This is a genomic window from Ekhidna sp. (assembly GCF_965221965.1).
Classification (GTDB): Bacteria; Bacteroidota; Bacteroidia; order Cytophagales; family Cyclobacteriaceae; genus Ekhidna.
Map to the genome: position 1 here is coordinate 898955 of NZ_OZ244926.1, position 25381 is coordinate 924335.

The window sequence follows — 25381 nt, forward strand, 5'->3', positions numbered from 1 at the left end:
GATGAACTGGGGAATCTTGTTGACTATATCAAAAACCCATTTACTGGCCCGTATCAAACAATCGGGCATTGCAGCACTTGGGGTGACATTTGGTATTGGTACGTTCATTATCCTGGTCAGCTTCATGACCGGCCTGAATAACTTATTAGATGGACTCATATTAAACCGGACACCCCATGTGCATATTTATAATGAAGTTCAGCCAAGTAAGAAACAACCCATCGACTACCTGAAAGAGGTGGAGGGTCACATAAATATCATTCATTCCATTAAACCAAAACTTAGTCAGGAAAGAATACACAATGCACTTCCGCTAATGAGTCATCTAAAGAAGGATCCAAGGGTGAAAGGCATTACACCACTGGTTCGGGCACAGGCTTTCTATTCCGCAGGATCATTGCAAATAAATGGATTGCTAAATGGTATTGATGTTTTGGAAGAAGCACGGCTGTTTTTACTGGAGGATTATCTATTTGAAGGAGATGCAAAATCTTTAAAGCGGACCTCCAACGGCATTTTAATGGGAGCAGGGGTGGCTGATAAGCTCTCACTCAAAGTAGGAGATAATGTGCAAATCATCTCCAGTAAAGGCGACCTGTTCCAACTCAAAATCGTAGGTTTTTACCAAAGTGGCCTTGCGGAAATAGACAATATGCAGAGCTATGTAAATCTGGCCACCGCTCAACAGATATTGGGGGAGGGACAAAACTACATCACCGATATAAACATAAAACTGTATGATATAAAAGAGGCAGTGCCAATGGCTCAGCAAATCGAACGGAAATTCAAGCTTAGAGCGGTAGATATCAATGAAGCCAACGCCCAATTTGAAACCGGAACTTCCATTCGAAACATCATCACCTATGCGGTATCGATTACCCTGCTGATTGTAGCCGGCTTTGGGATTTACAACATCCTAAATATGCTTATTTATGAGAAAATGAATGACATAGCCATACTAAAAGCAACTGGGTTTTCGGGACGGGATGTCAAGTATATCTTCATCTCTCAGGCACTGCTCATTGGCTTGGCGGGAGGTCTGCTGGGCTTGCTGTTTGGATACGGCATCTCTGTGCTTATTGATCACACTCCGTTTGAAACAGAGGCGCTCCCCACCATCAAAACCTTCCCGGTCAATTGGAATCCACTTTACTATGTTATCGGTATTGTCTTCGCGCTCATATCTACTTTTCTGGCAGGTTATCTACCAGCACGGCGAGCAGAACATATCGATCCGGTGGAAATTATTCGTGGACAGTGACGCAGGAAAAGCACGATATTATTCTTAAGGCAGAGAAGCTGAATAAGTACTTCAGGGATCCGGTCATATTTCATGTGCTGAAGGACGTCTCATTGGAGATAAAACGGGGAGAGTTTGTGTCCATCATGGGGAAGTCCGGTTGTGGAAAATCAACGCTGTTATACATCTTATCTACTATGGATACAGACTATGAAGGCAATCTGTACCTAAACGACCGCCTATTAAATGGACAGTCAGGGGATGAACTGGCGCGCATAAGAAATGAACACATCGGATTTATTTTCCAATTTCACTACCTGCTTCCGGAGTTTACCGTCCTGCAAAACGTTATGCTGCCTGCATTAAAGCTGGGCCTTAGATCACGGGCTCAAATAGAAGCCGATGCACTGGAAAAGCTGAGGCTATTGGATATTGCAGATCAGGCACACAAGCTGGCTTCCCGGATCTCCGGGGGGCAAAAACAACGGGTGTCCATTGCACGGGCACTCATCAATAACCCGGATATCATTATGGCGGATGAGCCAACAGGAAACCTGGACAGTAAAAACTCTGATAATGTATTCCAAATTCTTCGCGACCTGAGCCACCACGCAAACCTATCTCTGCTGGTGGTGACACATGATGAGGATTTTGCAAAGCGAACAGATCGAGTCATTACCATGGAAGACGGCAGGATTGTGTGATGAATACGGTTGATGTTTTAACTGTGCTGTCAGGTATTTCTACCTGATATTCAGAAGGAAGGTTTCGTTTGATTCTGACTGTATCGGGTGGAAACACCGGCTATACGGGAATGATACCTTGAAATTGAGTCATTCCATGCCTCGGTTTGTGTCTCACGAATTTTCCACACCCTTTCTTAATCCATTTTCTCCATTCCATCATTGATCTCCTTCTTGATTTCTTTGGTCGCGTCTTTAAATTCCCGGATACCTCGACCCAGGCTTCTGGCGATTTCCGGAATTTTCTTTGCTCCGAAGAATATGACGATAAACAGGGCAATAACCATGATTTCACCGAAACCTGGCATGCCAAACCCCAATATTATTTTCATAATTAGTTACTTAAAAAAGGGAGAAAGTGTATTTGCCCAATGATGGGTTAGTAATTGGACGGAGCAATTTGAAAAAGTAACATCCTGGAGCTAGAAAATTTGAGAGTTGTGCTTATTCTATTAACTGTGCTGTCAGGTATTTCTACCTGACATTCAGATGGAAGGTTTCGTTTGATTCTGACTGTGTCGGGTGGAAACACCCGACTACACGGGAATTTCTCGATTTAGTTTAATGCCCCTGGTGCCGGGAGTAATAGTGATATCAATCACTCATTTACCACCAGCTTGTATCCGACTCCACGAGCATTTAATATTTTGATATTGGGGTCTTCTTGCAGCTTACCACGCAACTTGGAAATGAAAACATCAAGCGTACGGCCAACATAACTCCCTTCGTCACCCCATACCTCCTGAAGCAAAGTTTCTTTTTTAACCGTCTCATTGACCGATGAATAAAGCAGGCTCAGCAGGTCAACTTCCTTGCTGGATAGCTCTGTCTTTTCATCATTCATGATCAATAGCGCATTTTGTTGATCGAATATATAGTTACCCAGCTTGATTAATCGGGACTTGCCTAATGGCTTGTTTTTTTGCCAAAAAACAAAGGCAACAATTCCGGAAACGAATAGGAAGCCGGCGACTAATGGATATACCGGAAAGGTCGAAGGTGGACCCGTACTTGCCAGCATATTGGGCTGCTGTTCCAGGATAGTAAGCACAAGCCGATAGCACGAACGGGGCTGTGTTCTCGATTGGCACGGTACAATATCCTGATATTCCGATCTATCCATCTCAAAACTATACACCACTGCGAGCGTCTCGCACTGTTCCACCTCAACAATGTATCGATATGCAATCCTGGCATCATCCATTATCGTTGAAACCGTTTGAACAAGCTCCTCCGGTTTGAATCCGAATTCCGCCTCAAATGGAATGATGTATTGTCCGTCTTGTCTGGTGACCGGCAATACCCGGGAGGAGGAATCCTTTGCATTTAGTAGTATTTCATGTCCGATCTTGCGCAAGGCCACTTCAATGTGCTTGTCAGCAAAAGATTCCTGAGCACTCAGTTGAGGCATGATAACACCTAAGCATACGAATATTATGAAGAAGGTTCTGAACGATACCATGATTGCAAAACTATTTGATTCTTTCCCGGCTAAAACTGTTTTACATAACATTTACATCATTTTACACTTCAACTTACATCCGGACTGAAGGTGCGCCGTATCATTGGATCAGTAAAACGATCAAACCGTGTTGAAAATGAAAAAGCAAATAGTAATTATCGGATGTTTAGTAGCTGTGATGTCAATCGTGGGTTTTGTGGCTGTTAGCCAACCTGATGCACTAACCTCCGAATTCAAAAAGGAAACGGACGTTCATGTTCACACTGATTTCAGTGCTATGCACACTTCTTCTAAACCGGTCGATTTTCATTACGGTGTTGGTTCGCGATTCTTTGCTACTATCTCGAAGGAAGATTTGCATAAAGCTACAACGGTGACCGACCTCCTTCCACCCGAAGCGGACTGGTCAGCTTACCCCATCCAGAAAGTCATGATCAAACGACTGGATGTCTTATTTGAAGCAGAAAGGGAGGGAACCGATCTTAATCTTACCGAGCCCCAGTTGACCACTCTAAGATCATGCGAGTATGGCAATAGCTTCCGTGTGATGGCCTGGGATGAGTATAATGAACTTAACTATTTCATTACGGTGATCCCTGAGAAAGAGGCCAGCTATAAAGAAGGCATGGATGCATTGGTTCAATACCTCAAGAGAAACAGTGCCTCTGTTGTGACGAACGTAAGTGAAGATAAATTGGGAGCAGGACGGATTATGTTTACAGTAAATAAGCAGGGCGATATTGCGAATGTCCAACTAACCGAATCTTCAGGTTATCCAGCTATAGACAAAGCGATGAATGCGCTCATTCGCAAAACGTCAGGTCAATGGGAGCCTGCGGCTAATGCTGAGGGGGCTAAAGTAGATCAGGAGTTGGTGTTTTCTTTTGGAAGGGCCGGGTGCTAGGCGTGAGCACCCCTTTCCCCGGATCATGTTAACGGCATGAGATGTTTTGACGAATAAGACTTTATCAAGGAACTATTTCGGGTGCAGACACGTAACTTTAGATAGATTATCAGGAAAGGTGAAGGGACTGGGCCCGATGCAGCCTTGGCAACCCGATCGTCAGCGTGCGATGACTGGTGCCAACTCCCAGCCTGCAGCGACAGGACAGATAATGGACAGATGCCATCTTCATTGATGGTTTTTTTATGTCTATTCTTTTCAGAAATCTTCTTCAGTTATTTTCAATTACCCCTTTGAAGGAGTGATCTCTTAATAGCTTTAGTATGGTTTAAGTTTTCATGCTGTGGTAAACCTTTACACTACCTCATAGTTCCAGAATTCTAATAGTAGAACAGACTTTTATTGCACAAATAAGGTGAATTTCAGTACCCGTAACAACCTGACAGATTTACTTGCTCACAAAGAACGTTACTGTTGTGTCATACCGTTATGACAGCATGACAGTATTTTTTAGAACTATCCAAAGATCAAATTATAAAATGCTAATAATTTTAGCTAAAATAAACTTTGGCATTGAGGTTGTAAAACCATAGTCTAATTAGCTCTTAACTAATTTCAGTAAAATAATTTTTTATTATATCCTGCTGAAATGAATTTTTTGAAACCAATAAAATGATATATACCAATTGTATTGTCTGGTTACTTGATCAATTTCCAGAACGAGGTTTTGAATTGAAGTATTCTGTTAATAATGGATTGATTTGAAAAAGGAGAATAGAATAGAACAGTTAAAATATCAGATAGATCGGTATGACCGGTTTCTGCAGGTAGTTGACATAAAGGCAAACTTGCTTCTTGCTTATCACTTCTTCGTGATAGGGGGCATACTGGTTAACTACTCGAAATTTAAGTGTATCTATCCATCATTTCTAATTTCATTAGACTTAGTTCTAGTGATTATTTCTGCAGTTTCTCTCGTTTCCACTTTTCTAATTTTCACCTCCATATATCCATTTCTAAAAACTGGGAATAGTGAGAAAAGCTCCCTGATCTTTTTTAAGGATGTTTCAGAACGTGATTTAGACAGCTTTAAAAATGAGTTTCAAATACAAAGCAATTCTGATTTAGAGGAAGACCTTATTCAGCAAGTGTATTCGCTCTCACAAGGTTTATCTGCAAAATTCAAAAAAATTCGATGGGCCGGGTTTCTGTGCTATTCACATCTTCTGGTGGCTCTAACCTTAATAATACAATATCTACTATGAGACTATTTGAAAAATCACTTCAGGGACTTGATGAATATGTACAACGAAGAAGTATGTTCAAAGGCATGCAGGGCGGGAAAATATTCAGCGAATCTGTTGATCACTTCACAGGGGACCCAACGCTTAGTGCAAGTATTGATAAACCAGAATTACTTATTGATTTCAAAGAGGAAGACATTAATCGCTATTTTCCTCCATCACCTTTAAGGTTTTCGGAACAAAAAATTGGCGAGCATCCAGATTTTGACTACTTGGATCACTCTCAAACAGAAAATCATTATGCTGCTTCTTTGTTTATGGATATAAAAGGATCAACCCGTCTGATTGATATAGTTAGCAGTTTAGAAGAACTTAGGATGCTCAAGGATACAATTTTGACCCTCGCTATTAAAGTTTGTCATTATTTCGGAGGGCATGTTCAAAGACTTCAAGGAGATGGAATATTTGTTTTGTTTGTCCGCAGAGGACATCACCCTAATGACGCAATCATTGGTGCCTTGAATGCTGCCTCTATTTTGACCTATTTTGTTAAAAATGATTTAGGTCCCGCCATAGAGAGAATGGGAATTGAAAGACCCATTCAAATAAGAACAGGTATTGATTTTGGAGAAAGTAAAGATGTACTTTGGTCTCGTTATGGAATTCCTGGGTGTGATGAATTAACGACTACAAGTCTTCATACTGATATGGCTGCCAAGCTTCAGCAAAAAGCCTCTGCAAATGGAATCATGATAGGCGATAATGTTAAGAATAGGCTCGATATAGAAGATTTCTATTCCATTAGAACATATGCCAAGGATGGTGAGATTAAGCAGGATAGAAACTACTCAATTTCATCACACCGGAAATACCCTTTTTGGAAATTTGAGTGGGAGAAGTATTTGCTTTCATATTCTTGCACGGAAAAGACAGTTGACGGGATTACATTTAAAATGCCTGAGAAAAGATTACAATGCAAAAGATTGGACAATGGGATGTTGTATTCTGAAAATTCCTATGCTTTACCTCGCGATATCGGATTGGAATTTATAATCATAAATCGCCACGGTGAACCTCTAAATAATTATCCAGAGAGAAAAATACAATGGAAAATTGTCAATACTGGTAGTGAGGCTCGGTCTAAGGAAATGCTAGATTTAGAAGTTACAAAAGAAAACAACCCTACATCAGTAGAGGTAAGTACTGCATATTTAGGTCATCATAAGATGCAATGTATAATCGGTGGTGTATTCGGTCGAGAGATTTTAGAATTCCGTGTCTTTGTTCAGCCCGATAAACTATTGGAAATGAATAATGTTGCATGATTGATCAATCAAGTCATTTAGTTTTCCAATAGTTCTCAACCTTCCCCCAACCAAGTCCTTGTTTGTAACGAGGATCCCAACTAGCGCGGAAGTTACTTCCGTGATTTGACCCTGAAGTCTTGATCCGAATCTCATCTAGTCTCAATCTAGTCCTCGTTTGCTACGAAAATTACCACCCTTGTCCTCGTCCCCAACGAGGATTCCTAAACCAAAAAACCTCCGAAGATCGGAGGTTGAAAGCTATAGACCAGTAATTAAATCTTACCCCTCATACGATCCGGGAACAAAACCAAACGTAATGGCTATTCGGTTCCAGGAGTTGATCTGGCAGATTAATAGGGTAAGATTGGCGATCTCATCTTTCGAGAAGACTTCAGCAGCGTGCTCATAGGCACTCTCTACATCATTGGTTGAGATATTGGTAAGTGCTTCCGTCAGGTGCAGCGCCGCACGTTCTTCTTCTGTGTAATTCGGTGATTCCCGCCACACCCTGGAAAGGTAAAGCCGTTGTGAATCCTCTCCATCCTTAAGTGCCTCCTTTGTGTGCATATCGATGCAATAGCCACAGCCATTGATCATAGAAGCCCGCAGTTTCACCAGGTGGTAAATCTTCGGATTGATTCCTGCTTCCTTCAGGTATTTTTCAGTATTCAACATGGCGGCATATGCGCCCTTTGGTACTTCATGACTCGCTATTCGTTCCATTGTCATAATTTGTTTTTTGATTCTGTTATTATGACCGATTTGAAAGGAAGAAACGTGACACTTTTTTAAAGAAATTTTAGTTTTTCACGATTCAGCAGAGTGTAGATTTCACTTACCTTACCATTTCTGGTTTTCAGAATCATGGAGCGGTATATCTGTTTGTCAGCCATGTATACAATGGCCGGCTGATGATTAATGGATGTAAACCGGATTTTAGTGCCCTCCAGCATGTACTTGGTGCCAATTGCTCTTAACAGCTTAGCTACATGATCCAAACCTTTTAGTGGCTTACGTGCAGCAGAATAATCAGGGCCGCCATCCGATACAGCTTGAATGGTATCGGTCAACAGACGTTTAATTGCGGATAGATCAGCTTCCGCCATAGCGTTTGTCAGCTCGCTCAGAAGAAGTCGATCTGAATTATTCAGAGACCTTCGCCCTCCTTTCATTGTTTTCACCTTGTCATTTGCTCGTTTATAAAGCTGTCGCGAGTGATCTTCTTTGATTTCAAGCACATCAGCTATGTCAGGATGTTTGAAATCAAACGCATGCTTCAGGATATAGACCGCACGCTCTTGTGGATTTAGCTTTTCCATTAGTACTAGCAACGAATAATTGAGCACTTGTTGTTTATCAGCCTCCCGATAGATGCTTTCCGGTGTTTCGACAGGCTCGGGCAGCCAGTCGCCCGGATAGTGCTCCATCTGGTTGCGAAGTAGCTGCTTACAGTTGATAGATTTATTGATTACTGAACGAGTGAGATAGCCAGCTGTATTTTCAACATGCGAATGATCGTGAGTAAAAAAGGGCACAATCACTTCTTCTACAAGATCACGGGCAGGTTCAGTAGCTCCAATGATATTATAAGCGTAAGGAAAGAGCTTTGTGCGATAATGAATCAGCTCTTCTTCAAGATTGGTCGTCTCACTCATGTGCCTGCTTTTAGCTGTACATGTCAGTTTAAATATAGTTGACAGGAAGAAAGATCTTTCCGTGACATTATTTTTTCACTTGTAAAAAATACCAATTTCCTCGATTCGTGTCTTCACGAATCGAATGACTCGTATATGGTTTGTGAAGACACAAACCTCGGCTGAGGGTGGATTATTCCATATCCGCATCCTCACAATTCTTCATTCTCCCATTCTCCATTTTTCAATTTCCCCCACCATCTCCCACCAAATGTCCTAAATCTCAAATTTCAAGCATCAAATCTCAAAAATTTTTCAAAATGTTTGCCTGAAGTGGCTGGTTCACATAACTCACTCATTCACAGAAGCTTCATTTTCAGCTTAAAATCATTGATTTAAACGTCAAATACGCAATATTTTAAATTTTGTGTATGAAAGTGGGGGAAAGTGGAGGAAAATAGGAAAAGTTGATTACATTTGTCTCGGTGGTTTATATTTTTCAAGGCTCAGTATGGCGTTTTTTACAAGCGAATATGAGTGTAAGTTGGATACTAAAGGGAGGTTGGTCTTGCCTGCAAAGATCAAGAACAACCTCCCGGAGGTCTCCACTACAGAACTAGTGATACGGAAGGGATTCGAGCCGAACCTCATTCTGTATCCGATGGTGGAGTACAAAAAAATACACCACAAGATCTCTTCATTGAGTGAATTCGATCCGGAGCAGCGAAAGTTGAAACGGACTTTTTTCAGGAGCATCGCACAGGTGGAGCTGGATAGCGCCAACCGCATCCTGATCCCGAAACAGATGCTCGCTCATGCACAGATAGACAAGGAAGCACTCCTCATCGGCACGGGCAACTATATAGAAATGTGGAATCCTGAGGTATTTGATAAGCACATGATCAGTGACGATAGCGAATACTCAGAGCTGGCACAGAAGTTCCTGGATGAATAGTGTCGGAAATAACCCTAGAACGTCATTCCGAATTTATTTCGGAATCTATGGCAATTCGGGGCAGGAAACACGAAAGATTCTGAAACAAGTTCAGAATGACTGTTTTGAAAGAGGCTTATTTCCCCCTCTGGAGGGGGTAAGGGGGAGGATAAAAAGATGAGCGAATACCATAATCCGGTGATGCTGAAAGAGTGTCTGGAAGGATTAGACATAAAACCAGATGGAGTATACGTAGACGTGACCTTCGGAGGTGGCGGTCACAGCAAAGCGATACTCGATCGATTGACAACCGGCCACCTCATTGCTTTTGATCAGGACAAAGATGCTGAGCAAAATGCACAACAGCTGGCAGAAGAAGCCGGCAAACGTTCTTTCACATTCATTGAATCAAATTTCAGATACCTGAAAAAATTTCTCAGGCTACATGGCATCACGGAAGTGGATGGTATCCTGGCGGATTTGGGAGTTAGCTCCCATCAGTTTGATGAACCATCGCGTGGATTCACCATCAGGGCAGAAGGTGTGTTGGATATGCGCATGGATCAGGCCGCAGCTAAAAGCGCCAGGGAAGTAGTCAACGAATACGAGGAAAAGGATCTGATACATATTTTGAGTGCATATGGGGAAATCAGAAATGCGCGAACACTCGCAAGAGAGATTGTGAATTTCCGGATGAACCAGCCCATCGAGACCAACGAGCAATTGAAAGCTATTGCAATGAAGAACGCTCCTAAAGGTCGGGATCTCAAATACCTCGCACAGGTCTTTCAGGCCATTCGGATTGAGGTAAATGAGGAGATGGAAGCACTCAGGGAGTTTTTGACACAGGCAGGCGAGGTGCTAAAGGCAGAAGGCAGACTCGTGGTGATGAGTTATCACTCATTGGAAGACCGGCCGGTTAAGAACTTCATTAACAAAGGAAATTTTAAAGGGGTCGATGAAAAGGACTTTTACGGGAATCCAATCAGGGTATTAGACCCGGTGAACCGAAAGCCCATCGTTCCCACAGCGGCAGAAATTAAAGAAAACAGCAGAGCGAGAAGCGCTAAGCTGCGTATTGGCAGAAAGAGATAAAGTTTTGAGTGACGAGTTATGAGTTTCGAGAGTTTTTCTTGAAACACGCTCGCAACTCGCAACTATAAACTCGTAACTAAAATGAAGAACACCTACAAATTACCACAAAGAGAAGAGCGAGGAGGCTTATTCCGTCTCATCAATCGCTTTCTACGCATGGACTCATCCATGAGCGAGGTGATACACGTGCGTTTTCTTCCCCAAATTTTATTTCTGGCCTTTCTATGTCTGTTGTACATCGGCAACCGCCACTACGCAGAGAAGAAAATACGGGACATCAACGATCTGGAAACAGAAGTTGAAGACCTGAGAGCAGACTATACGACCCTGAAAGCGGATTTCATGTATGAAAGTAAGCAATCAGAGGTAGCAAAACGAGCAGCAGAGCTCGGATTAGAAGAGACCAAAGAATCACCGGTATTGATCAGAGAAGTTGAAAATTAGTCTAATACGATATCGAGTGGATAGCAAATTCTTTGATTCCGAGATTGGTGGCAGAATGGATTCCCCCTTGGAAGGGGGGTGTGCTGACCGTGCGATGGCAGGGGGATGTAAAATCAGTTCCTTATCATGAGCATAAAACGAGACATAGTATTACGCGTAAGAATCGCCTTTTTGCTCACCTTTTTGGTGGCGGGAGCAGTGATTTTCCGCATTGCTAAAGTCCAGTACGTGGAAGGAGACAAGTGGAGAAGCATGGGCGAAACTCTGGGCATGCAGGTCATGAACGTCAAAGCGACGCGCGGTAACATCTATGCGGATGATGGTAGTTTGTTAGCTACCTCGCTTCCGTTTTACCGGTTGGCGATTGATCCGTACTTACCTTCTAATGGATTATATAAAAACAACATCGACTCGCTTTGCTACCTGCTTTCAAGATATTATGGTGACTTAAGCCCTACCCAGTACAAGCGGAAGATTGACGGGGCACGAAAAGATGGTCGTCGATACCTAACCCTCAATCGAAAAGAAATCGGCTACCAGGACAAAAAGAACATGGAACACTGGCCGCTCTTCCGGGAAGGGCGTCTAAAAGGTGGGGTGATTTTTGAAAAGGTAGAAAAGCGCTTTCTGCCTTTCTCCCATTTAGGAATTCGGACCATTGGCAGTGTGAATGCGAATGATCGTGGCGTGGTAGGATTGGAGTACAGCTTCAACAAACAGCTAGCCGGAATCAACGGCAAGGGATTGTACCAAAAAATGGCCGGAGGCGGCTGGAGGCCTATTTATGACGGTACCGAAAGACGCCCGGTGGATGGATACGATATCCAGACTACCATTAATGTGGATCTGCAGGATGTAACAGAATCAGCTTTACTGGATGAGCTTCAAAAGCACGATGCGGACTATGGAGTGGCCATTGTGATGGAAGTAAAAACCGGAGAGATCAAAGCGATTTCTAATTTGAGTCGAAATAGCCAGGGTGATTACTACGAACGATACAATTATGCGGTAGGTAGTCAAGGCTCACGCGAACCTGGATCTACATTCAAATTGGCAAGCATGATTGCGCTGCTTGAAGAAACAGACATTAAGCTTTCCGATACGGTTGATACCGGCGATGGTAAACTGGAGTTTTTTGACAAAACCATGCGGGATCATACCCCTGAGGGCTTTGGTACGCTGACTGTTCAGGAAGTATTTGAAAAGTCATCCAACATTGGTGTGGCGAAGTTGATTTCTCGCTACTTCGGCAATGAGCCTGAGAAATACATCAATTACCTGAAACGCATGAACCTTCACCAACCGCTTGATTTTCAGATGGTAGGAGAGGGCAAACCATACATAAAGGATCCATCTGATAGTACCTGGAGTGGTGTTTCCCTTCCGTGGATGTCACACGGTTATGAGCTCAAGATGACGCCCCTGCAAATGTTGACGCTCTACAATGCAGTGGCCAACAATGGCAAGATGGTGAAGCCGATGATTGTGAAAGGCGTGATGAAAGCCGATCGGATGGTGGAAGAATTTGATACCGAGATCATCAATGAGCGAATTGCATCCAAAGAGACATTACGAAAAGTGAAGCTGATGATGGAAGGGGTTGTGGAAAGAGGCACAGCCAAAAACATCAACCACAGTCACTACAAAATTGCTGGAAAAACGGGGACAGCTAAGAAGGTAAGAAATGGTAGATACGTGCGTGAGTACTATACCTCATTTGCCGGTTACTTCCCGGCAGAGGCTCCACGCTACAGCTGCATTGTGGTGATTGACAATCCGAAAGGGTACCAGATCTACGGCAGTGATGTGTCAGCTCCGGTTTTCAAAGAAATCGCAGATAAAATCTACTCGCTTGAGTTGGATATGCATGAGATTGGAACACAAGAACGTACCTATATGACCGGAGTTTTCCCTTACATCAAAGCAGGAAAGCGAGAGGAACTTACAATGATCTGCAACCAGCTTGGTATTTCCAATCATGCTAAGTCTGAGTCTGAGTGGGTAAAAACAGATGTCATCAATGATGCTGTTTACTGGAAAGGAAATCCCGTGAAATATGAAATAGTACCCGATGTACGAGGCATGACACTACGGGATGCGATCTATGTGCTCGAGAATCTGGGACTTGAAGTGCAGGTGAAAGGAAGAGGACGTGTGGCTACTCAGTCCATGACACCAGGAGGCAAGTTAACCAAAGGTTCAACCATTAAACTTCAACTAAGCTGATGCAAACACTAAAAGACATATTGTTTGGTGTCTCGCTTAAGTCTATCACCGGAAACCGGGATGAAGTGGTTACTGGCGTTGCTTTTGATTCTCGTAAGGTGGAAAAGGGCTCTTTGTTCGTGGCTGTAAAAGGACTGACGGTAGATGGTCATGACTTCATTGAAGCTGCACTGGAAAAAGGAGCTAATGTTATCGTGTGTGAGCATGTTCCAAAGAATATTGATGAAAATATAACTGTCGTTCAGACCGATAATTCGGCAAAAGCTTTGGGTGTTATCGCTTCAAACTTTTATGGACGACCGTCAGAAAAACTGAAGCTTGTAGGCATTACCGGTACCAATGGCAAGACCACTTGTGCCACATTGCTGTATGAGCTTTTCCAAAACCTGGGTTATACGGTGGGCTTACTTTCAACTGTAGAGAATAAGATTAACCATAAGATCTTAGACACCAGCTTTACCACACCGGATGCGGTACAACTTAACCAGCTTTTGGCTGAAATGGTCGATAGCGGTTGTACGCATGCATTTATGGAGGTAAGCTCCCATGCCCTGGTTCAGCATCGAGTTGCAGGTATTCATTTCACCGGCGGTGTATTTACGAATATCACGCATGATCACCTGGATTATCACAAAACCTTTGACGAGTACATCGCAGCGAAGAAGCTGCTGTTCGATGGTCTCTCATCCGAGTCATTTGCGTTGGTCAATGTGGATGATAAACGTGGCACAGTGATGCTACAGAACACGAAAGCTACCAAACATCGAATGGGTATCCGGTCGATGGCTGATTTTAAAGTTCGAATCATTCATAATACACTGCAGGGATTAGAATTGAATTTTAGCGGAGTTGACGTTTGGTTTAAACTCATCGGAGAATTCAACGCCTACAACCTGCTAACTGCCTATGCAGTGGCTGTGTTGCTGGAAGAAGAAAAAGAAGATGTGCTTAGTGGGCTATCCACGACTACAGGTGCAAGTGGCCGATTCGAAAAGGTTGAAAACAAGTCCAATGTAATGGCGATCGTGGACTATGCACACACGCCAGATGCTCTGGAAAATGTGCTTCAAACCATTGATGACCTACGGACGAAAAACGAATTGTTGGTTACGGTAGTGGGGTGCGGCGGTGACAGGGACAAGACCAAGCGTCCGAAGATGGCAGAAATAGCCGCACGATTCAGTGATAAGATCATTCTGACTTCTGACAATCCACGAACAGAGGATCCTCAGCAGATTTTGGAGGACATGAAAGAGGGAATACCAAAGTCCAAGGAACGAAATGTAATGATCATCACGGACAGAAAAGAAGCAATAAGAACTGCTTGCAATTTGGTCAGCGACCAGGACATCATTTTGGTGGCAGGAAAAGGTCACGAGACCTATCAGGAGATAAATGGAGTGAGAAATCACTTCGATGATAGAGAGGTACTAAAAGAGCTATTGAATTAAATGAAAATAGATTTTGAAAATATCTCAAGAACTAAATCCCCCTTTGAAGGCGGTTCGACGATTCGAGGGTGTGCTGGGCTGTGCGGATGCAGGGGGATGTCTAATCTAACATCAAACAAATCTAAAATCGAAAGATGCTGAACTACTTATTTGAATATCTCAATCAAATAGACTTCCCCGGAGCGGGACTGTTTCAGTATATCTCATTCCGTGCGGGAATGGCAGCAGTGCTGTCTTTGCTGATCACGATCACTTTTGGTAAGCGACTGATCAATATGCTTCGTCGATACCAGTTGGGCGAGTCGATACGAGATCTTGGCCTTGAAGGTCAGCTTGAGAAGAAAGGGACACCTACGATGGGAGGAATCATCATCATCTCCGCGATTGTGATACCTACTTTATTGTTCGCTAACCTGAGTAATATTTATATCATCCTTTTGATTATTTCAGCGTTGTGGATGGGCTCCATTGGGTTCCTTGATGATTATCTGAAGGTAAAAAAAGAAAACAAGGAAGGCCTTCGAGGAAAGTTTAAGATCATTGGTCAGATTGGCCTGGGCTTGCTTGTCGGCCTGGTCATGGTATTTCATGATGACATAGTTGTGCGGGACTTCTCAGGTGAAGCATTTAAGGATGAAAGTACATTACTTACTACGATCCCTTTTGTCGCTAACAATGAATTTAACTACGAATGGTTGGTACCTGAATTTCTCTCCGATTATTCATGGGTCTTGTACGTAGCAGTTGTCATTTTCATCGTTACGGCTGTTTCTAATGGCGCCAACATTACCGATGGTCTGGATGGTTTAGCAGCAGGTACCTGTGCAATTATCGGGCTGACACTTGCAGTGCTAGCTTACCTGTCTGGTAATGCTATTTTCGCCAACTACCTGAATATCATGTTTATCCCGAACTCGGGCGAGCTAGTGATTTTTTGTACGGCTTTCGTTGGGGCATGCATTGGTTTTTTATGGTACAACTCGTATCCGGCGCAGGTATTTATGGGAGATACCGGTAGTCTTTCGCTTGGAGGTATCATCGCCGTGTTGGCTTTTGTCATCAGAAAGGAATTGTTGATCCCTGTTTTATGTGGGATCCTGGTCATCGAAAATCTATCGGTGATAATACAGGTGTCTTATTTCAAGTACACCAAGAAGAAATTTGGCGAAGGAAGACGCATCTTTTTGATGTCGCCTCTCCATCACCATTATCAAAAGAAAGGGCTTCATGAGGCCAAGATTGTGGCGCGCTTCTGGACCGTGGGGATTCTCTTAGCCATTTTCACACTTGCAACGCTAAAAATCAGATAATGACAGTAACACAAATCCATGAATTGAACGAGAAATTCCAGAAGGGTGCGGTGCAGCTTTCCGAATTGATTCCCTCCGGTACACTAGTACAGGCAACCTCCATGCTCATTCGAAGCATGAGAAAAATTGATGATCAGTTTTTGAAGTTGTTAAAGGCTCCTTCGGAAATGATTTTCAATCAGATAATGGGTCAGCTGGAAGATGAAACAGACGAAGTGCTTTTCATTCTGGATCAGCTTGAGCTAGCCAATAAGAAGCAGAAGATCAGTTTGATCAATGACTTTTTGAAAGACGGATACGACTTGATGTCGATCTATTCAAAATGCTTTGATGTGATTATAGACGGAAAGGTAAAAGAGGAAGAATAATGAATGAACGCATAGTCATATTGGGTGGAGGTGAGAGCGGCGTGGGAGCTGCCATACTTGCTCGTCAAAAGGGCTATGATGTATTCCTTTCTGACGGGGGAAATCTGGCACCAGACCGTAGAAGGACCCTGAAAAGTCAGAAAATAGATTTTGAAGAAGGTGGCCACTCAGAAGAGCTGATCATGGAGGCTTCACTGATAGTAAAAAGTCCGGGAATCCCGGATTCGGCTCCACTTGTTCAAAAAGCTGTAAACAAAGGCATACCTGTCATTTCTGAAATAGAATTTGCTTACCGATTCATTGACAAAGCAAAAGTCATCGCCATTACCGGTACCAACGGTAAAACTACGACTTCTATGCTCACCTATCATTTGCTGAAAACAGCAGGGTACAAAGTAGCATTAGGAGGAAATGTTGGTACAAGTCTGGCGGCACTAGTGGCAGAGGGAGGATACCACTATTATGTGGTGGAGGTCAGTAGCTTCCAGCTGGATGGTATTGAGAATTTCCGTCCGGACGTGGCAGTGCTTCTAAATATCACTCCGGATCACCTGGATCGGTATGAGTACAATTTCAATAAATATGTTTCTTCGAAATTCAGAATCATTGAGAATCTGACGAATGAGCAGGCTTTCATTTATTGTGCAGATTCTGAGCCGGTAACTGAGGAAATCAGTCGAAGAAAGGTTGAAGCGAGCATGTTTGCCATGTCGGCCTCAAACAATAACAAGTTGAGTGCATACCTCAAAGATGAGCACCTGATTTTCAATTTTCAGTTTAAGCAGAACGCCTCAGAGTATCAGATTCCTGTTTCGGAGATTTCACTAATAGGAAAACACAACATGGTCAACAGCATGGCAGCTGTATTGAGTGCACTTTGTATGGAGGTGCCGATTGAGAAAGTATTGAAAGGATTAAAAAACTTCAAAAATGCGCCGCATCGGCTGGAGTTTGTGGAGGAGATTGACGGTGCAGCTTATATCAACGATTCAAAAGCTACCAATGTGGATTCAGTTTACTATGCACTCGACGGAGTAAAAGGAGACATTATCTGGATTGCAGGTGGTATCGATAAAGGAAACGATTACTCACAGATCGAAAAACTGGTGAAAAAGAAGGTGAAAGGACTGATCTGTATGGGTAAGGATAACAGCGCCTTGACCAAATTCTTTGGAACCAGATTGGAAAAAATAGCAGAGGTGGACTCGGTGAAGAAGGCCATACACCAGGCTCATGAGTGGGCAGAAGAGGGAGATGTAGTGTTGCTATCTCCTGCCTGTGCCAGCTTCGATTTATTCAACAACTATGAAGATCGTGGTGACAAATTCAAACGAGCTGTAAATAAGCTAGCTAAGACATTAAAAGCGAAAGAGGCATGAATGAAGTAAAAAATTGGGCATATCGAAATCTGAAAGGAGACCCGGTGATTTGGTTCATCGTGCTGATCCTTTCACTATTTAGCATTTTGGTTGTGTATAGTGCTACCGGCAGCCTGGCATACAAAATGAGGGATGGACACACGGAGTATTATCTGATCAAGCACTCGGTTTTGGTGGTGGTGAGTTTAATGGCTATCTGGCTAGCTCACCGCATCGATTATCGTTATTACTCTAAAATTTCTCGCCTTGTTCTATGGCTCTGTGTGCCACTACTCTTGTTTACCTGGATGTTTGGTACGAACATCAACGAAGCATCCAGATGGTTAACCATCCCGGTGATCAACCAGGCGTTCCAGCCTTCTGACCTTGCGAAGCTGGCTCTATTGGTAACACTCGCGAGTATGCTTTCCAAACGTCAGCAGTCTATTGATGATTTTCAAAAAGCGATTGTGCCGATGCTATTTTGGATTGGGTTAATCTGCGGGCTTATCGCATTGACCAATTTCTCGTCAGCGATCCTATTATTCCTGACCTGCATGTTAGTCCTTTTCATCGGACGAGTGCCAGTGAAATACCTGGCTATGCTGGTAGTGATTTGCATGTCTTTTGGATCGGTCGCTTTCATGGTCGGACAAAGAGGAGGTACAGCTATTTCGCGGGTAGAAGACTACATCAATAATGACACACCTTATCAGGCAAAGCAGGCATACATTGCTATCGCTTCCGGTGGCGTGATCGGCAAAGGACCCGGACAGAGTGATCAACGAAATTTCTTACCGCATCCATACTCTGATTTTATCTATGCAATCATCTTAGAAGAATACGGAATGATTGGAGGTGTCCTGATATTATTTCTCTACCTCGCTTTATTATATCGGGGAATGAAAGCCGCTGAGCAGAACGATCGGGCATACGGAGGTCTACTCTCCGCAGGGCTCAGTTTCGCTTTGGTAATACAGGCTCTGGTAAATATGGGTGTTGCAGTAGGCTTAGGTCCGGTCACCGGACTAACGCTTCCTTTCATTAGCATGGGAGGTACCTCTCAGCTTTTTGCTGGTATTGCATTGGGTATCATCCTCAGTGTGAGCAGAGGAGAGATAGACAAATTCGGCGGAAGTATAGGAAATCAATATAAAGAAGCAGCGTAATCGAACAGGAACGGACATATCGCATAATGATAAGTGGAGGCGGAACAGGTGGCCACATCTATCCGGCTATTTCCATTGCTCAGGCATTGAAAGAGATGCTTCAGGATGTGGAGATTCTGTTTGTAGGCGCCAAAGGGAAGATGGAGATGAAGAAGGTGCCTGAAGCTGGTTTTGAGATCGAGGGGCTATGGATCAGTGGAATCCAAAGGAAGCTTTCTCCCGATAATCTGATGTTTCCATTTAAGCTTCTATCAAGCATTCGACAAGCGTCTAAGTTGATCAAGAAATTCAATCCTGACGTGGTAGTAGGCGTTGGTGGCTATGCCAGCGGCCCATTGCTGTACGTGGCTGGAAAGAAAGGCATTCCAACATTGATTCAGGAGCAAAATTCATACGCCGGACTCACGAATAAATGGTTGTCAAAGTCAGCCAGAACGATCTGTGTTGCTCATGAGGGAATGGAAAAATACTTTCCTGCAGAGAAATTAGTGGTGACAGGCAACCCTGTGCGGAGCACAATCAAATTAAATCCAAACCGAAAAGGTGAGGCTTACAGACATTTTGAACTGGAAGAATTTAAGCCAACACTGTTGGTGATTGGAGGAAGTTTAGGAGCACGCACTTTAAATGAAAGCGTATTAGGTGGTCTGGATAAGTTGGAAAAGGAAGACATTCAATTGATCTGGCAATGTGGAGGCTACTATCATAATGAAATGAAGGAACGAGCAGAGGGTAAAGGAGGGAAAGTAGTCCTTAAGGATTTCATTTTCCAGATGGATTTTGCATATGCCTGTGCAGATGTAGTTATTTCTCGGGCGGGTGCACTTTCGATAGCTGAGCTTATGCTTACAGGTAAGCCTTCCATCCTTGTCCCATCCCCAAATGTGGCAGAGGATCATCAGAGCATCAATGCGAAAGCATTAGTAGATAATGATGCTGCTGAAATGGTAAAGGATAATGAAGCCATGGAACGGCTGATAGATGAAGCCATTGCTTTATTGAAAGATAAAGACCGACAGCAAAAACTGTCAAAGAATATTGGAGACATGGCACATGAAAATGCAGCCATGGATATTGCAAACGAAGTGGTAAAATTGGTTGATAAATGAAATTAGCTGGAGAACATATAGTTCAATTTTGCCATCCTGAGCGCAGCGAAGGATCTATTTCCACTTTGAAGGCGGTTCGACGATGCGGTGGTGTGTTGGATTCGTGTGTAAGCAGGAGGATGTATAAAACCAAACATCAATCATGAATCTCAAAGAAGTAAATAAGGCTTATTTCATCGGTATCGGCGGTATCGGTATGAGTGCAATCGCTCGCTGGTTTCATGCAAAAAAAATATCGGTAGCCGGTTATGATAAGACAGAATCCGATCTCACCAGAAAACTGGTAGAGGAGGGGATTGATGTCCATTACGAAGATCAGCTGGACCTCATTGATGATAAATTCCTGACGAAGGAAGGCACACTGATTGTGTACACCCCGGCCATTCCTAAGGATCATTTGGAGTTGAATTACTTCCGTGACAATGGCTTTGAGGTTCTGAAACGATCAGAAGTGCTCGGAATGATCACAGAAAATCATTTCACGATTGCGGTGGCCGGCACACACGGGAAAACAACAACCACTTCCATGATTGCTCACTTGTTGAGTCATTCAAGAAAAGGTTGCTCAGCCTTTGTTGGTGGAATTATGACGAATACCGGAACCAATCTGATCATTGGGGATGATAAGGCACCTGTAGTAGTGGAGGCTGATGAGTACGATCGGTCATTTATGAAATTGAATCCAAACTATACGATCATCACTTCGCTTGACCCGGATCACCTGGACATCTATGGGGATGAGACAGCCATGCTGGATACTTACGAAGAGTTTGTGAAGAAGACGCCTAAGGATGGAAAGGTGTTGATGTATTCTGAGGCAGGATATAAAATCAATCCCGGTAACAAATACATTTCCTATGCGATCCGCAATGGAGATGCAGTGGCCGATGCGCTTAGAGTCGTGAATGGGGCTTTTGTCTTCACCTATCGGTACGGAATGGAAAAAATCTCCGATATCCATTTGGAAGTGCCCGGATATCACAATGTAGAAAATGCAATCGCTGCAATTACTGTGGCTGTAGACCTTGGGATGGAAGGACGTGAGATCCGAAAGATTCTTAGGTCCTATAAAGGAGTAAAAAGAAGATTTGAGTATGTCTTCAGAAGTCCACATGCGACTTTAATTGATGATTACGCACATCATCCGCAAGAAATAGAAGCTTTCCTGAAGTCAGTGAGAACACTGGCAGGGAATCGGAAAATCACGGCGATTTTTCAGCCACATCTGTACTCCCGTACCAATGATTTCAAGAAGGGGTTTGCGGAAGCATTGGATAAAGCAGATGAAGTAATCCTGCTGGATATCTACCCGGCGCGGGAAGAGCCGATAGAAGGGGTTTCTTCTAAATCCATCTATGATTTGATGGAGAATGATAAGAAGGTAATTGTGGCAAAAGAACACTTATTGGATGAGCTTGAGAATCACAATCTGGATATTGTTTGCACAATCGGTGCAGGTGATATTGACCGTGAGGTCCCAAAGATTGCCGAGTATATGAAAAATAAGTTCAACCCTAAACCTGACGAAGATGAGTAAGGAAGAAAGGAAAAACATACTGATCTACTCCTTTAGCGGCTTGCTGTTGATTTCCTTGATTGCTTTTGCAGGGATCAAAAACAATAGCCGTGAGGTGGAAGAGGTGAAAGTGGAGATTCTGGATCAGGAAGGAAACTTCTTCACTGATCAGCTGGAAGTGGTAGATCTGCTAACAGACAAAAGTGCTGACTATGTGATCGGTGTAGAGATGGGTAAGCTTGATCCGAAGGTATTGGAAGAGCGTGTGGAAGCAAACCCATTTGTAAAGGAGGCACAGGTGTACAGGGATCTGAAAGGAAACCTGCAGGTGAAAGTAGAGCAGAGTAAGCCGATTGCGCGTCTGTTCATAGACGGAAAAAAGGACAGATATATTGATTCTGATGGCAGAGTGCTTCCTGTGAATGCAAAGCATACGGCACGGGTACCCTTAATGGAGACCGAGTTTGAGTTTATGTGGGAGAAAAACCTGGATGAAAGCAAGTTTGGAAAGCAGGTGTTTGACCTGCTGACATTCATTGAAAAAGATGAATTCTGGCGGGCCCAGATTGCACATATCTTCATCAAAAAGGATGGAGAGATAGAACTGTATCCACAGGTAACGAAGCAGGTTGTTGAGTTTGGGAAGCCTGAGGATTTGGAACGAAAGTTTTCAAAGTTGATGACTTTCTATAAAGAAATCTTGCCCAAGAAAGGTTGGAACACCTATGACCGGGTAAATCTGAAGTTTGAGAATCAAATTATATGCGAATGACCTGCATGGTTGGAAATATCATTTTAGAATGTCATCATGAACTTGTTTCAGGATCTATTCCCCCTTTGAAGGGGGTGTGTGAGGGAGAAGTGATAGCAGGGGGATGTTTTGAGATTCCCGCCTACGCGGGAATGACGGAATCAAGTTTAATCACCGAGAAATAAAAATATTATGGAAGATAAAATCATCGTTGGACTAGACATTGGCACGACAAAGATTTGTGCCATTGTAGGTAAGAAAAATGAATACGGAAAGCTCGAGATACTGGGCATGGGTAAGGCAGTATCCGATGGTGTGATCCGTGGTATCGTCACCAATATTGATAAGACCGTACGCGCAATAGAGAAAGCAATTGCTGAAGCAAGTGACCAGTCTGGTATTGATATTGGAGTCGTGAATGTCGGCATTGCAGGTCAGCACATCCGGAGTGCAGTCCATCATGGAGGTATCACCCGAGAAGACACAGATGGAGAAATCACCATCGAGGATCTGGCGCGTCTCAATAGCGATATGCACCGCATTGTCACCCCTCCGGGAAGCGAAATTATCCATGTGATGCCACAGGACTATATCGTAGACTATGAGGATGGTATCATGGATCCTGTAGGGATGACCGGTGTGAAGCTGGAAGCTGATTTCCATATCATTACCGCTCAGACCAACGCAATCAACAATATAAACAAGTGTGTGAAGAAGGCTGGGCTCCAGATTGAGAATCTCATTTTGGAACCACTCGCGTCCAGCTTATCTGTTCTTAGCGATGAGGAGAAGGAGGCAGGCGTTTGCCTGGTGGATATAGGAGGCGGCACTACTGATGTGGCGGTATTCTATGAGAATATCATCCGACACACGGCTGTGATTCCTTTCGGTGGTAACATCATTACATCTGACATCAAGCAGGGCTGTATGGTGATGGAACATCAGGCGGAACTCCTAAAAACGAAATTTGGAAAGGCGATTTCTGAAGAAGCCAGCCCCAACGAGATCGTATCGATCCCTGGTTTGAGAAATCGACCGCCTAAAGAGATATCCATCAAGAACCTCGCTCACATTATCGAGGCACGAATGGAGGAGATCATCGAGCTGGTACACACTGAGATCATTAGCTCCGGCTTTAATAAGAAGCTGGCGGCAGGTATCGTAGTGACAGGAGGTGGTTCTCAGCTGACCAATCTGAGTCAGTTGTTCGAATACATGACCGGACTGGATACACGAATTGGTTATCCAAACGAGCACCTGGGCAGAAGCAAGGTGGATGCAGCAAAGAGCCCAATGTTCGCAACAACAGTAGGGTTGGTGCTATCAGGATTTAAAGCTTTGGACATTCGTCAGGCAAGATATTCTGAGGTACCTTCTTACAAAGGAGATAAAAAGAAAATGAAGCCCGGGAACAAGTTTTTTTCCAATATTCTGGAGAAGACCAAAGGGTTATTAATCGATGATTTTGATGATAAAATAAACTAGTTGCGAGTCACCAGTTACGAGCTGCGAGACGGCTCTAAACTCGAAACTCTGAACTCAAAACTTTTACAATTATGGCAGAAAATATGTATCAATTCGACTTACCGTCACATCATAAATCCATCATTAAGGTGGTGGGTGTAGGTGGTGGCGGCAGCAACGCTGTTAATCACATGTACAGCCTGGGAATCCGGGATGTAGAGTTTGTGGTTTGCAATACGGACCATCAGGCGCTGGAAAGCAGTGCGGTTCCAAGCAAACTACAGATAGGAACAAACCTGACCAGTGGGTTGGGAGCAGGGGCAAACCCTGAACGTGGCAAAAATGCCGCTATCGAAAGCAAAGAAGAGATTCGTGACCTACTCTCGCAAGACACGAAGATGGTCTTTATTACCGCAGGAATGGGCGGTGGTACCGGTACTGGCGCTGCGCCGGTGATCGCTCAGGTAGCCAGTGAGTTAGATATCCTTACCGTGGGTATCGTCACCGCTCCATTTGCTTTTGAAGGAAAGAAAAAGATGGCTGCAGCTGAGGAAGGAATCAAGGAACTGAAAAAGTACTGTGATACCGTCCTTGTGATCATGAATGATAAGCTGCGAGAGATTTATGGAAACCTCTCCATCAGCGATGCTTTTGCGCAAGCAGATAATGTATTGACCACTGCTGCGAAAGGTATTGCAGAGATCATTACGGTTCCGGGTTATGTGAACGTCGATTTCGAAGATGTTAAGACCGTGATGAAAGGAGCCGGACCTGCAGTGATGGGATCGGCCAAAACGATCGGTGATAATCGAGCGAGAAGAGCAGCAGAAGAGGCACTGAACTCGCCACTATTGAACCAGCAAGACATCTACGGCGCAGAGAAAATTTTGCTTTCCATCATCTCTGGTGAGGAAGCAGAGCTGCAGATGGATGAGCTGACAGACATTACCGATTACATCCAGGAATATGCGGGTGATAACGCCGAAGTGATCTTCGGTCACGGTGTTGATAGCTCACTAGGAGAAAACATCCGTGTGACAGTAATTGCGACTGGATTCGGTAAAATTGATGACAATGGAGAGTACATATCCAAAGAGGAAGAAGCCAGACGATTTGATCTTGATTCACAAAGAGAAATAGATGAGACAAAGAAGCGTGGTAACACTTCTGACTTCATGTTTGAAATTGAAGAAGAGAGTGATAAGGATGGTGTAGAAGACTGGGACTATGAGTTCAGCTCGTTGAAAGATGAGATCAAGCGTGAAGTGGAAGAAGAGGAGCAGCGACGAAAGAAGCCAGAGCAACGCTCTTTTGAGTTTGATTTCACTGATGGATTTGATCATGAGGAAGAGGAAGAAGTACATGAGGACGATGTGAACATCTCCGATGCGTTCCATGCAACTCCAAGCTCCAAGCAGGTGAAGCTTGCGCAGGAACGAGCGGAACGAGAGGCGATGTTCAACAATAAGAAGTGTGAAATGCCAACAGAGGAATTCAAAGAACGACTGGATGTGCCTGCGTATGAACGGAAGAAGATTCAGCTTCAGAATACCCCTCATTCTTCGGAACGAAATATTTCAAAGTACAATCTGAATGAGGAAAATCAGATTTTAGGTAACAATAAGTTTTTACACGATAATGTGGACTAAAAG

The 25381-nt window shown here is 43.6% G+C and carries 23 protein-coding genes and 1 riboswitch; of the genes, 19 read left to right on the forward strand and 4 right to left on the reverse strand.

All coding sequences use genetic code 11. The features are described from left to right. The first annotated feature begins 1 nt into the window (after position 1). Positions 2 to 1261, forward strand: coding sequence for an ABC transporter permease (locus ACOQON_RS04490; protein WP_420577732.1), 1260 nt, complete (start codon positions 2 to 4; stop codon positions 1259 to 1261). Further along, complete coding sequence (locus ACOQON_RS04495) at positions 1258 to 1944, forward strand: ABC transporter ATP-binding protein (RefSeq protein WP_420577733.1); 687 nt, start codon at positions 1258 to 1260, stop codon at positions 1942 to 1944. Before ACOQON_RS04490 ends, ACOQON_RS04495 begins: the two co-directional genes overlap by 4 nt. Positions 1945 to 2120: 176 nt before the next feature. Here the strand turns inward: ACOQON_RS04495 and tatA are convergent, their stop codons facing one another. Continuing rightward, positions 2121 to 2315: a twin-arginine translocase TatA/TatE family subunit gene (gene tatA / locus ACOQON_RS04500; RefSeq protein ID WP_420577734.1), complete on the reverse strand. Its 195-nt coding sequence runs from the start codon at positions 2313 to 2315 to the stop codon at positions 2121 to 2123. A 266-nt stretch (positions 2316 to 2581) separates the two neighbouring features. After that, complete coding sequence (locus ACOQON_RS04505) at positions 2582 to 3394, reverse strand: winged helix-turn-helix domain-containing protein (RefSeq protein WP_420577735.1); 813 nt, start codon at positions 3392 to 3394, stop codon at positions 2582 to 2584. Positions 3395 to 3581: 187 nt separating this feature from the next. Between ACOQON_RS04505 and ACOQON_RS04510 the strand changes: the two genes are divergently transcribed. The 3 genes from ACOQON_RS04510 (at position 3582) to ACOQON_RS04520 (ending at position 6918) form a co-directional block, all read left to right on the forward strand. Continuing rightward, positions 3582 to 4349, forward strand: coding sequence for an energy transducer TonB (locus ACOQON_RS04510; RefSeq protein ID WP_420577736.1), 768 nt, complete (start codon positions 3582 to 3584; stop codon positions 4347 to 4349). 103 nt (positions 4350 to 4452) lie between these two features. Further along, a riboswitch (SAM riboswitch) is annotated at positions 4453 to 4564 on the forward strand. A 738-nt stretch (positions 4565 to 5302) separates the two neighbouring features. Continuing rightward, positions 5303 to 5614, forward strand: a complete 312-nt coding sequence (locus ACOQON_RS04515; RefSeq protein ID WP_420578675.1) for a Pycsar system effector family protein — start codon at positions 5303 to 5305, stop codon at positions 5612 to 5614. Beyond that, positions 5611 to 6918: a nucleotide-binding domain-containing protein gene (locus ACOQON_RS04520; RefSeq protein ID WP_420577737.1), complete on the forward strand. Its 1308-nt coding sequence runs from the start codon at positions 5611 to 5613 to the stop codon at positions 6916 to 6918. Before ACOQON_RS04515 ends, ACOQON_RS04520 begins: the two co-directional genes overlap by 4 nt. A 261-nt stretch (positions 6919 to 7179) precedes the next feature. On the opposite strand, the gene ACOQON_RS04525 is transcribed toward ACOQON_RS04520, so the two are convergent. Next, complete coding sequence (locus tag ACOQON_RS04525) at positions 7180 to 7623, reverse strand: carboxymuconolactone decarboxylase family protein (RefSeq protein ID WP_420577738.1); 444 nt, start codon at positions 7621 to 7623, stop codon at positions 7180 to 7182. Positions 7624 to 7688: 65 nt separating this feature from the next. Next, the gene (locus tag ACOQON_RS04530; RefSeq protein ID WP_420577739.1) at positions 7689 to 8555 is read right to left on the reverse strand and encodes a sigma factor-like helix-turn-helix DNA-binding protein; all 867 of its coding nucleotides are present in this window, start codon (positions 8553 to 8555) and stop codon (positions 7689 to 7691) included. 490 nt (positions 8556 to 9045) lie between these two features. On the opposite strand from ACOQON_RS04530, the gene mraZ reads away from it, so the two are divergent. The 14 genes from mraZ (at position 9046) to ftsZ (ending at position 25378) form a co-directional block, all read left to right on the forward strand. Continuing rightward, positions 9046 to 9489 carry a division/cell wall cluster transcriptional repressor MraZ gene (mraZ, locus tag ACOQON_RS04535; RefSeq protein WP_420577740.1) on the forward strand — a complete coding sequence of 148 codons (444 nt, stop codon included), beginning with the start codon at positions 9046 to 9048 and terminating at the stop codon, positions 9487 to 9489. A 156-nt stretch (positions 9490 to 9645) separates the two neighbouring features. After that, positions 9646 to 10563: a 16S rRNA (cytosine(1402)-N(4))-methyltransferase RsmH gene (rsmH, locus tag ACOQON_RS04540; RefSeq protein ID WP_420577741.1), complete on the forward strand. Its 918-nt coding sequence runs from the start codon at positions 9646 to 9648 to the stop codon at positions 10561 to 10563. A gap of 81 nt (positions 10564 to 10644) precedes the next feature. Then, positions 10645 to 11007, forward strand: coding sequence for an FtsL-like putative cell division protein (locus ACOQON_RS04545; RefSeq protein ID WP_420577742.1), 363 nt, complete (start codon positions 10645 to 10647; stop codon positions 11005 to 11007). A gap of 126 nt (positions 11008 to 11133) precedes the next feature. Continuing rightward, on the forward strand, positions 11134 to 13233 hold the full coding sequence (locus ACOQON_RS04550) for a penicillin-binding protein (protein WP_420577743.1): 2100 nt from the start codon (positions 11134 to 11136) through the stop codon (positions 13231 to 13233). Next, positions 13233 to 14684, forward strand: a complete 1452-nt coding sequence (locus ACOQON_RS04555; protein WP_420577744.1) for a UDP-N-acetylmuramoyl-L-alanyl-D-glutamate--2,6-diaminopimelate ligase — start codon at positions 13233 to 13235, stop codon at positions 14682 to 14684. Before ACOQON_RS04550 ends, ACOQON_RS04555 begins: the two co-directional genes overlap by 1 nt. Positions 14685 to 14818: 134 nt before the next feature. Then, complete coding sequence (gene mraY / locus ACOQON_RS04560) at positions 14819 to 15994, forward strand: phospho-N-acetylmuramoyl-pentapeptide-transferase (protein ID WP_420577745.1); 1176 nt, start codon at positions 14819 to 14821, stop codon at positions 15992 to 15994. Continuing rightward, a complete protein-coding gene (locus tag ACOQON_RS04565; protein WP_420577746.1) occupies positions 15994 to 16362 on the forward strand; it encodes a hypothetical protein in 369 nt (122 codons plus the stop codon). The genes mraY and ACOQON_RS04565 overlap by 1 nt, the downstream gene beginning before the upstream one ends. Next, positions 16362 to 17741, forward strand: a complete 1380-nt coding sequence (gene murD / locus ACOQON_RS04570; protein WP_420577747.1) for a UDP-N-acetylmuramoyl-L-alanine--D-glutamate ligase — start codon at positions 16362 to 16364, stop codon at positions 17739 to 17741. The genes ACOQON_RS04565 and murD overlap by 1 nt, the downstream gene beginning before the upstream one ends. Continuing rightward, positions 17738 to 18889 carry an FtsW/RodA/SpoVE family cell cycle protein gene (locus ACOQON_RS04575; protein WP_420577748.1) on the forward strand — a complete coding sequence of 384 codons (1152 nt, stop codon included), beginning with the start codon at positions 17738 to 17740 and terminating at the stop codon, positions 18887 to 18889. The genes murD and ACOQON_RS04575 overlap by 4 nt, the downstream gene beginning before the upstream one ends. Before the next feature lie 26 nt (positions 18890 to 18915). Continuing rightward, on the forward strand, positions 18916 to 19998 hold the full coding sequence (gene murG / locus ACOQON_RS04580; protein WP_420577749.1) for an undecaprenyldiphospho-muramoylpentapeptide beta-N-acetylglucosaminyltransferase: 1083 nt from the start codon (positions 18916 to 18918) through the stop codon (positions 19996 to 19998). Positions 19999 to 20140: 142 nt separating this feature from the next. After that, positions 20141 to 21535 (forward strand): UDP-N-acetylmuramate--L-alanine ligase, encoded by a 1395-nt coding sequence (gene murC, locus ACOQON_RS04585; protein ID WP_420577750.1) that lies wholly within the window; start codon positions 20141 to 20143, stop codon positions 21533 to 21535. Beyond that, a complete protein-coding gene (locus ACOQON_RS04590; protein WP_420577751.1) occupies positions 21528 to 22286 on the forward strand; it encodes a cell division protein FtsQ/DivIB in 759 nt (252 codons plus the stop codon). The genes murC and ACOQON_RS04590 overlap by 8 nt, the downstream gene beginning before the upstream one ends. A 171-nt stretch (positions 22287 to 22457) precedes the next feature. Beyond that, a complete protein-coding gene (gene ftsA / locus ACOQON_RS04595; protein WP_420577752.1) occupies positions 22458 to 23750 on the forward strand; it encodes a cell division protein FtsA in 1293 nt (430 codons plus the stop codon). A gap of 71 nt (positions 23751 to 23821) precedes the next feature. After that, positions 23822 to 25378 (forward strand): cell division protein FtsZ, encoded by a 1557-nt coding sequence (ftsZ, locus tag ACOQON_RS04600; RefSeq protein ID WP_420577753.1) that lies wholly within the window; start codon positions 23822 to 23824, stop codon positions 25376 to 25378. The last annotated feature ends 3 nt before the right edge of the window (positions 25379 to 25381 follow it).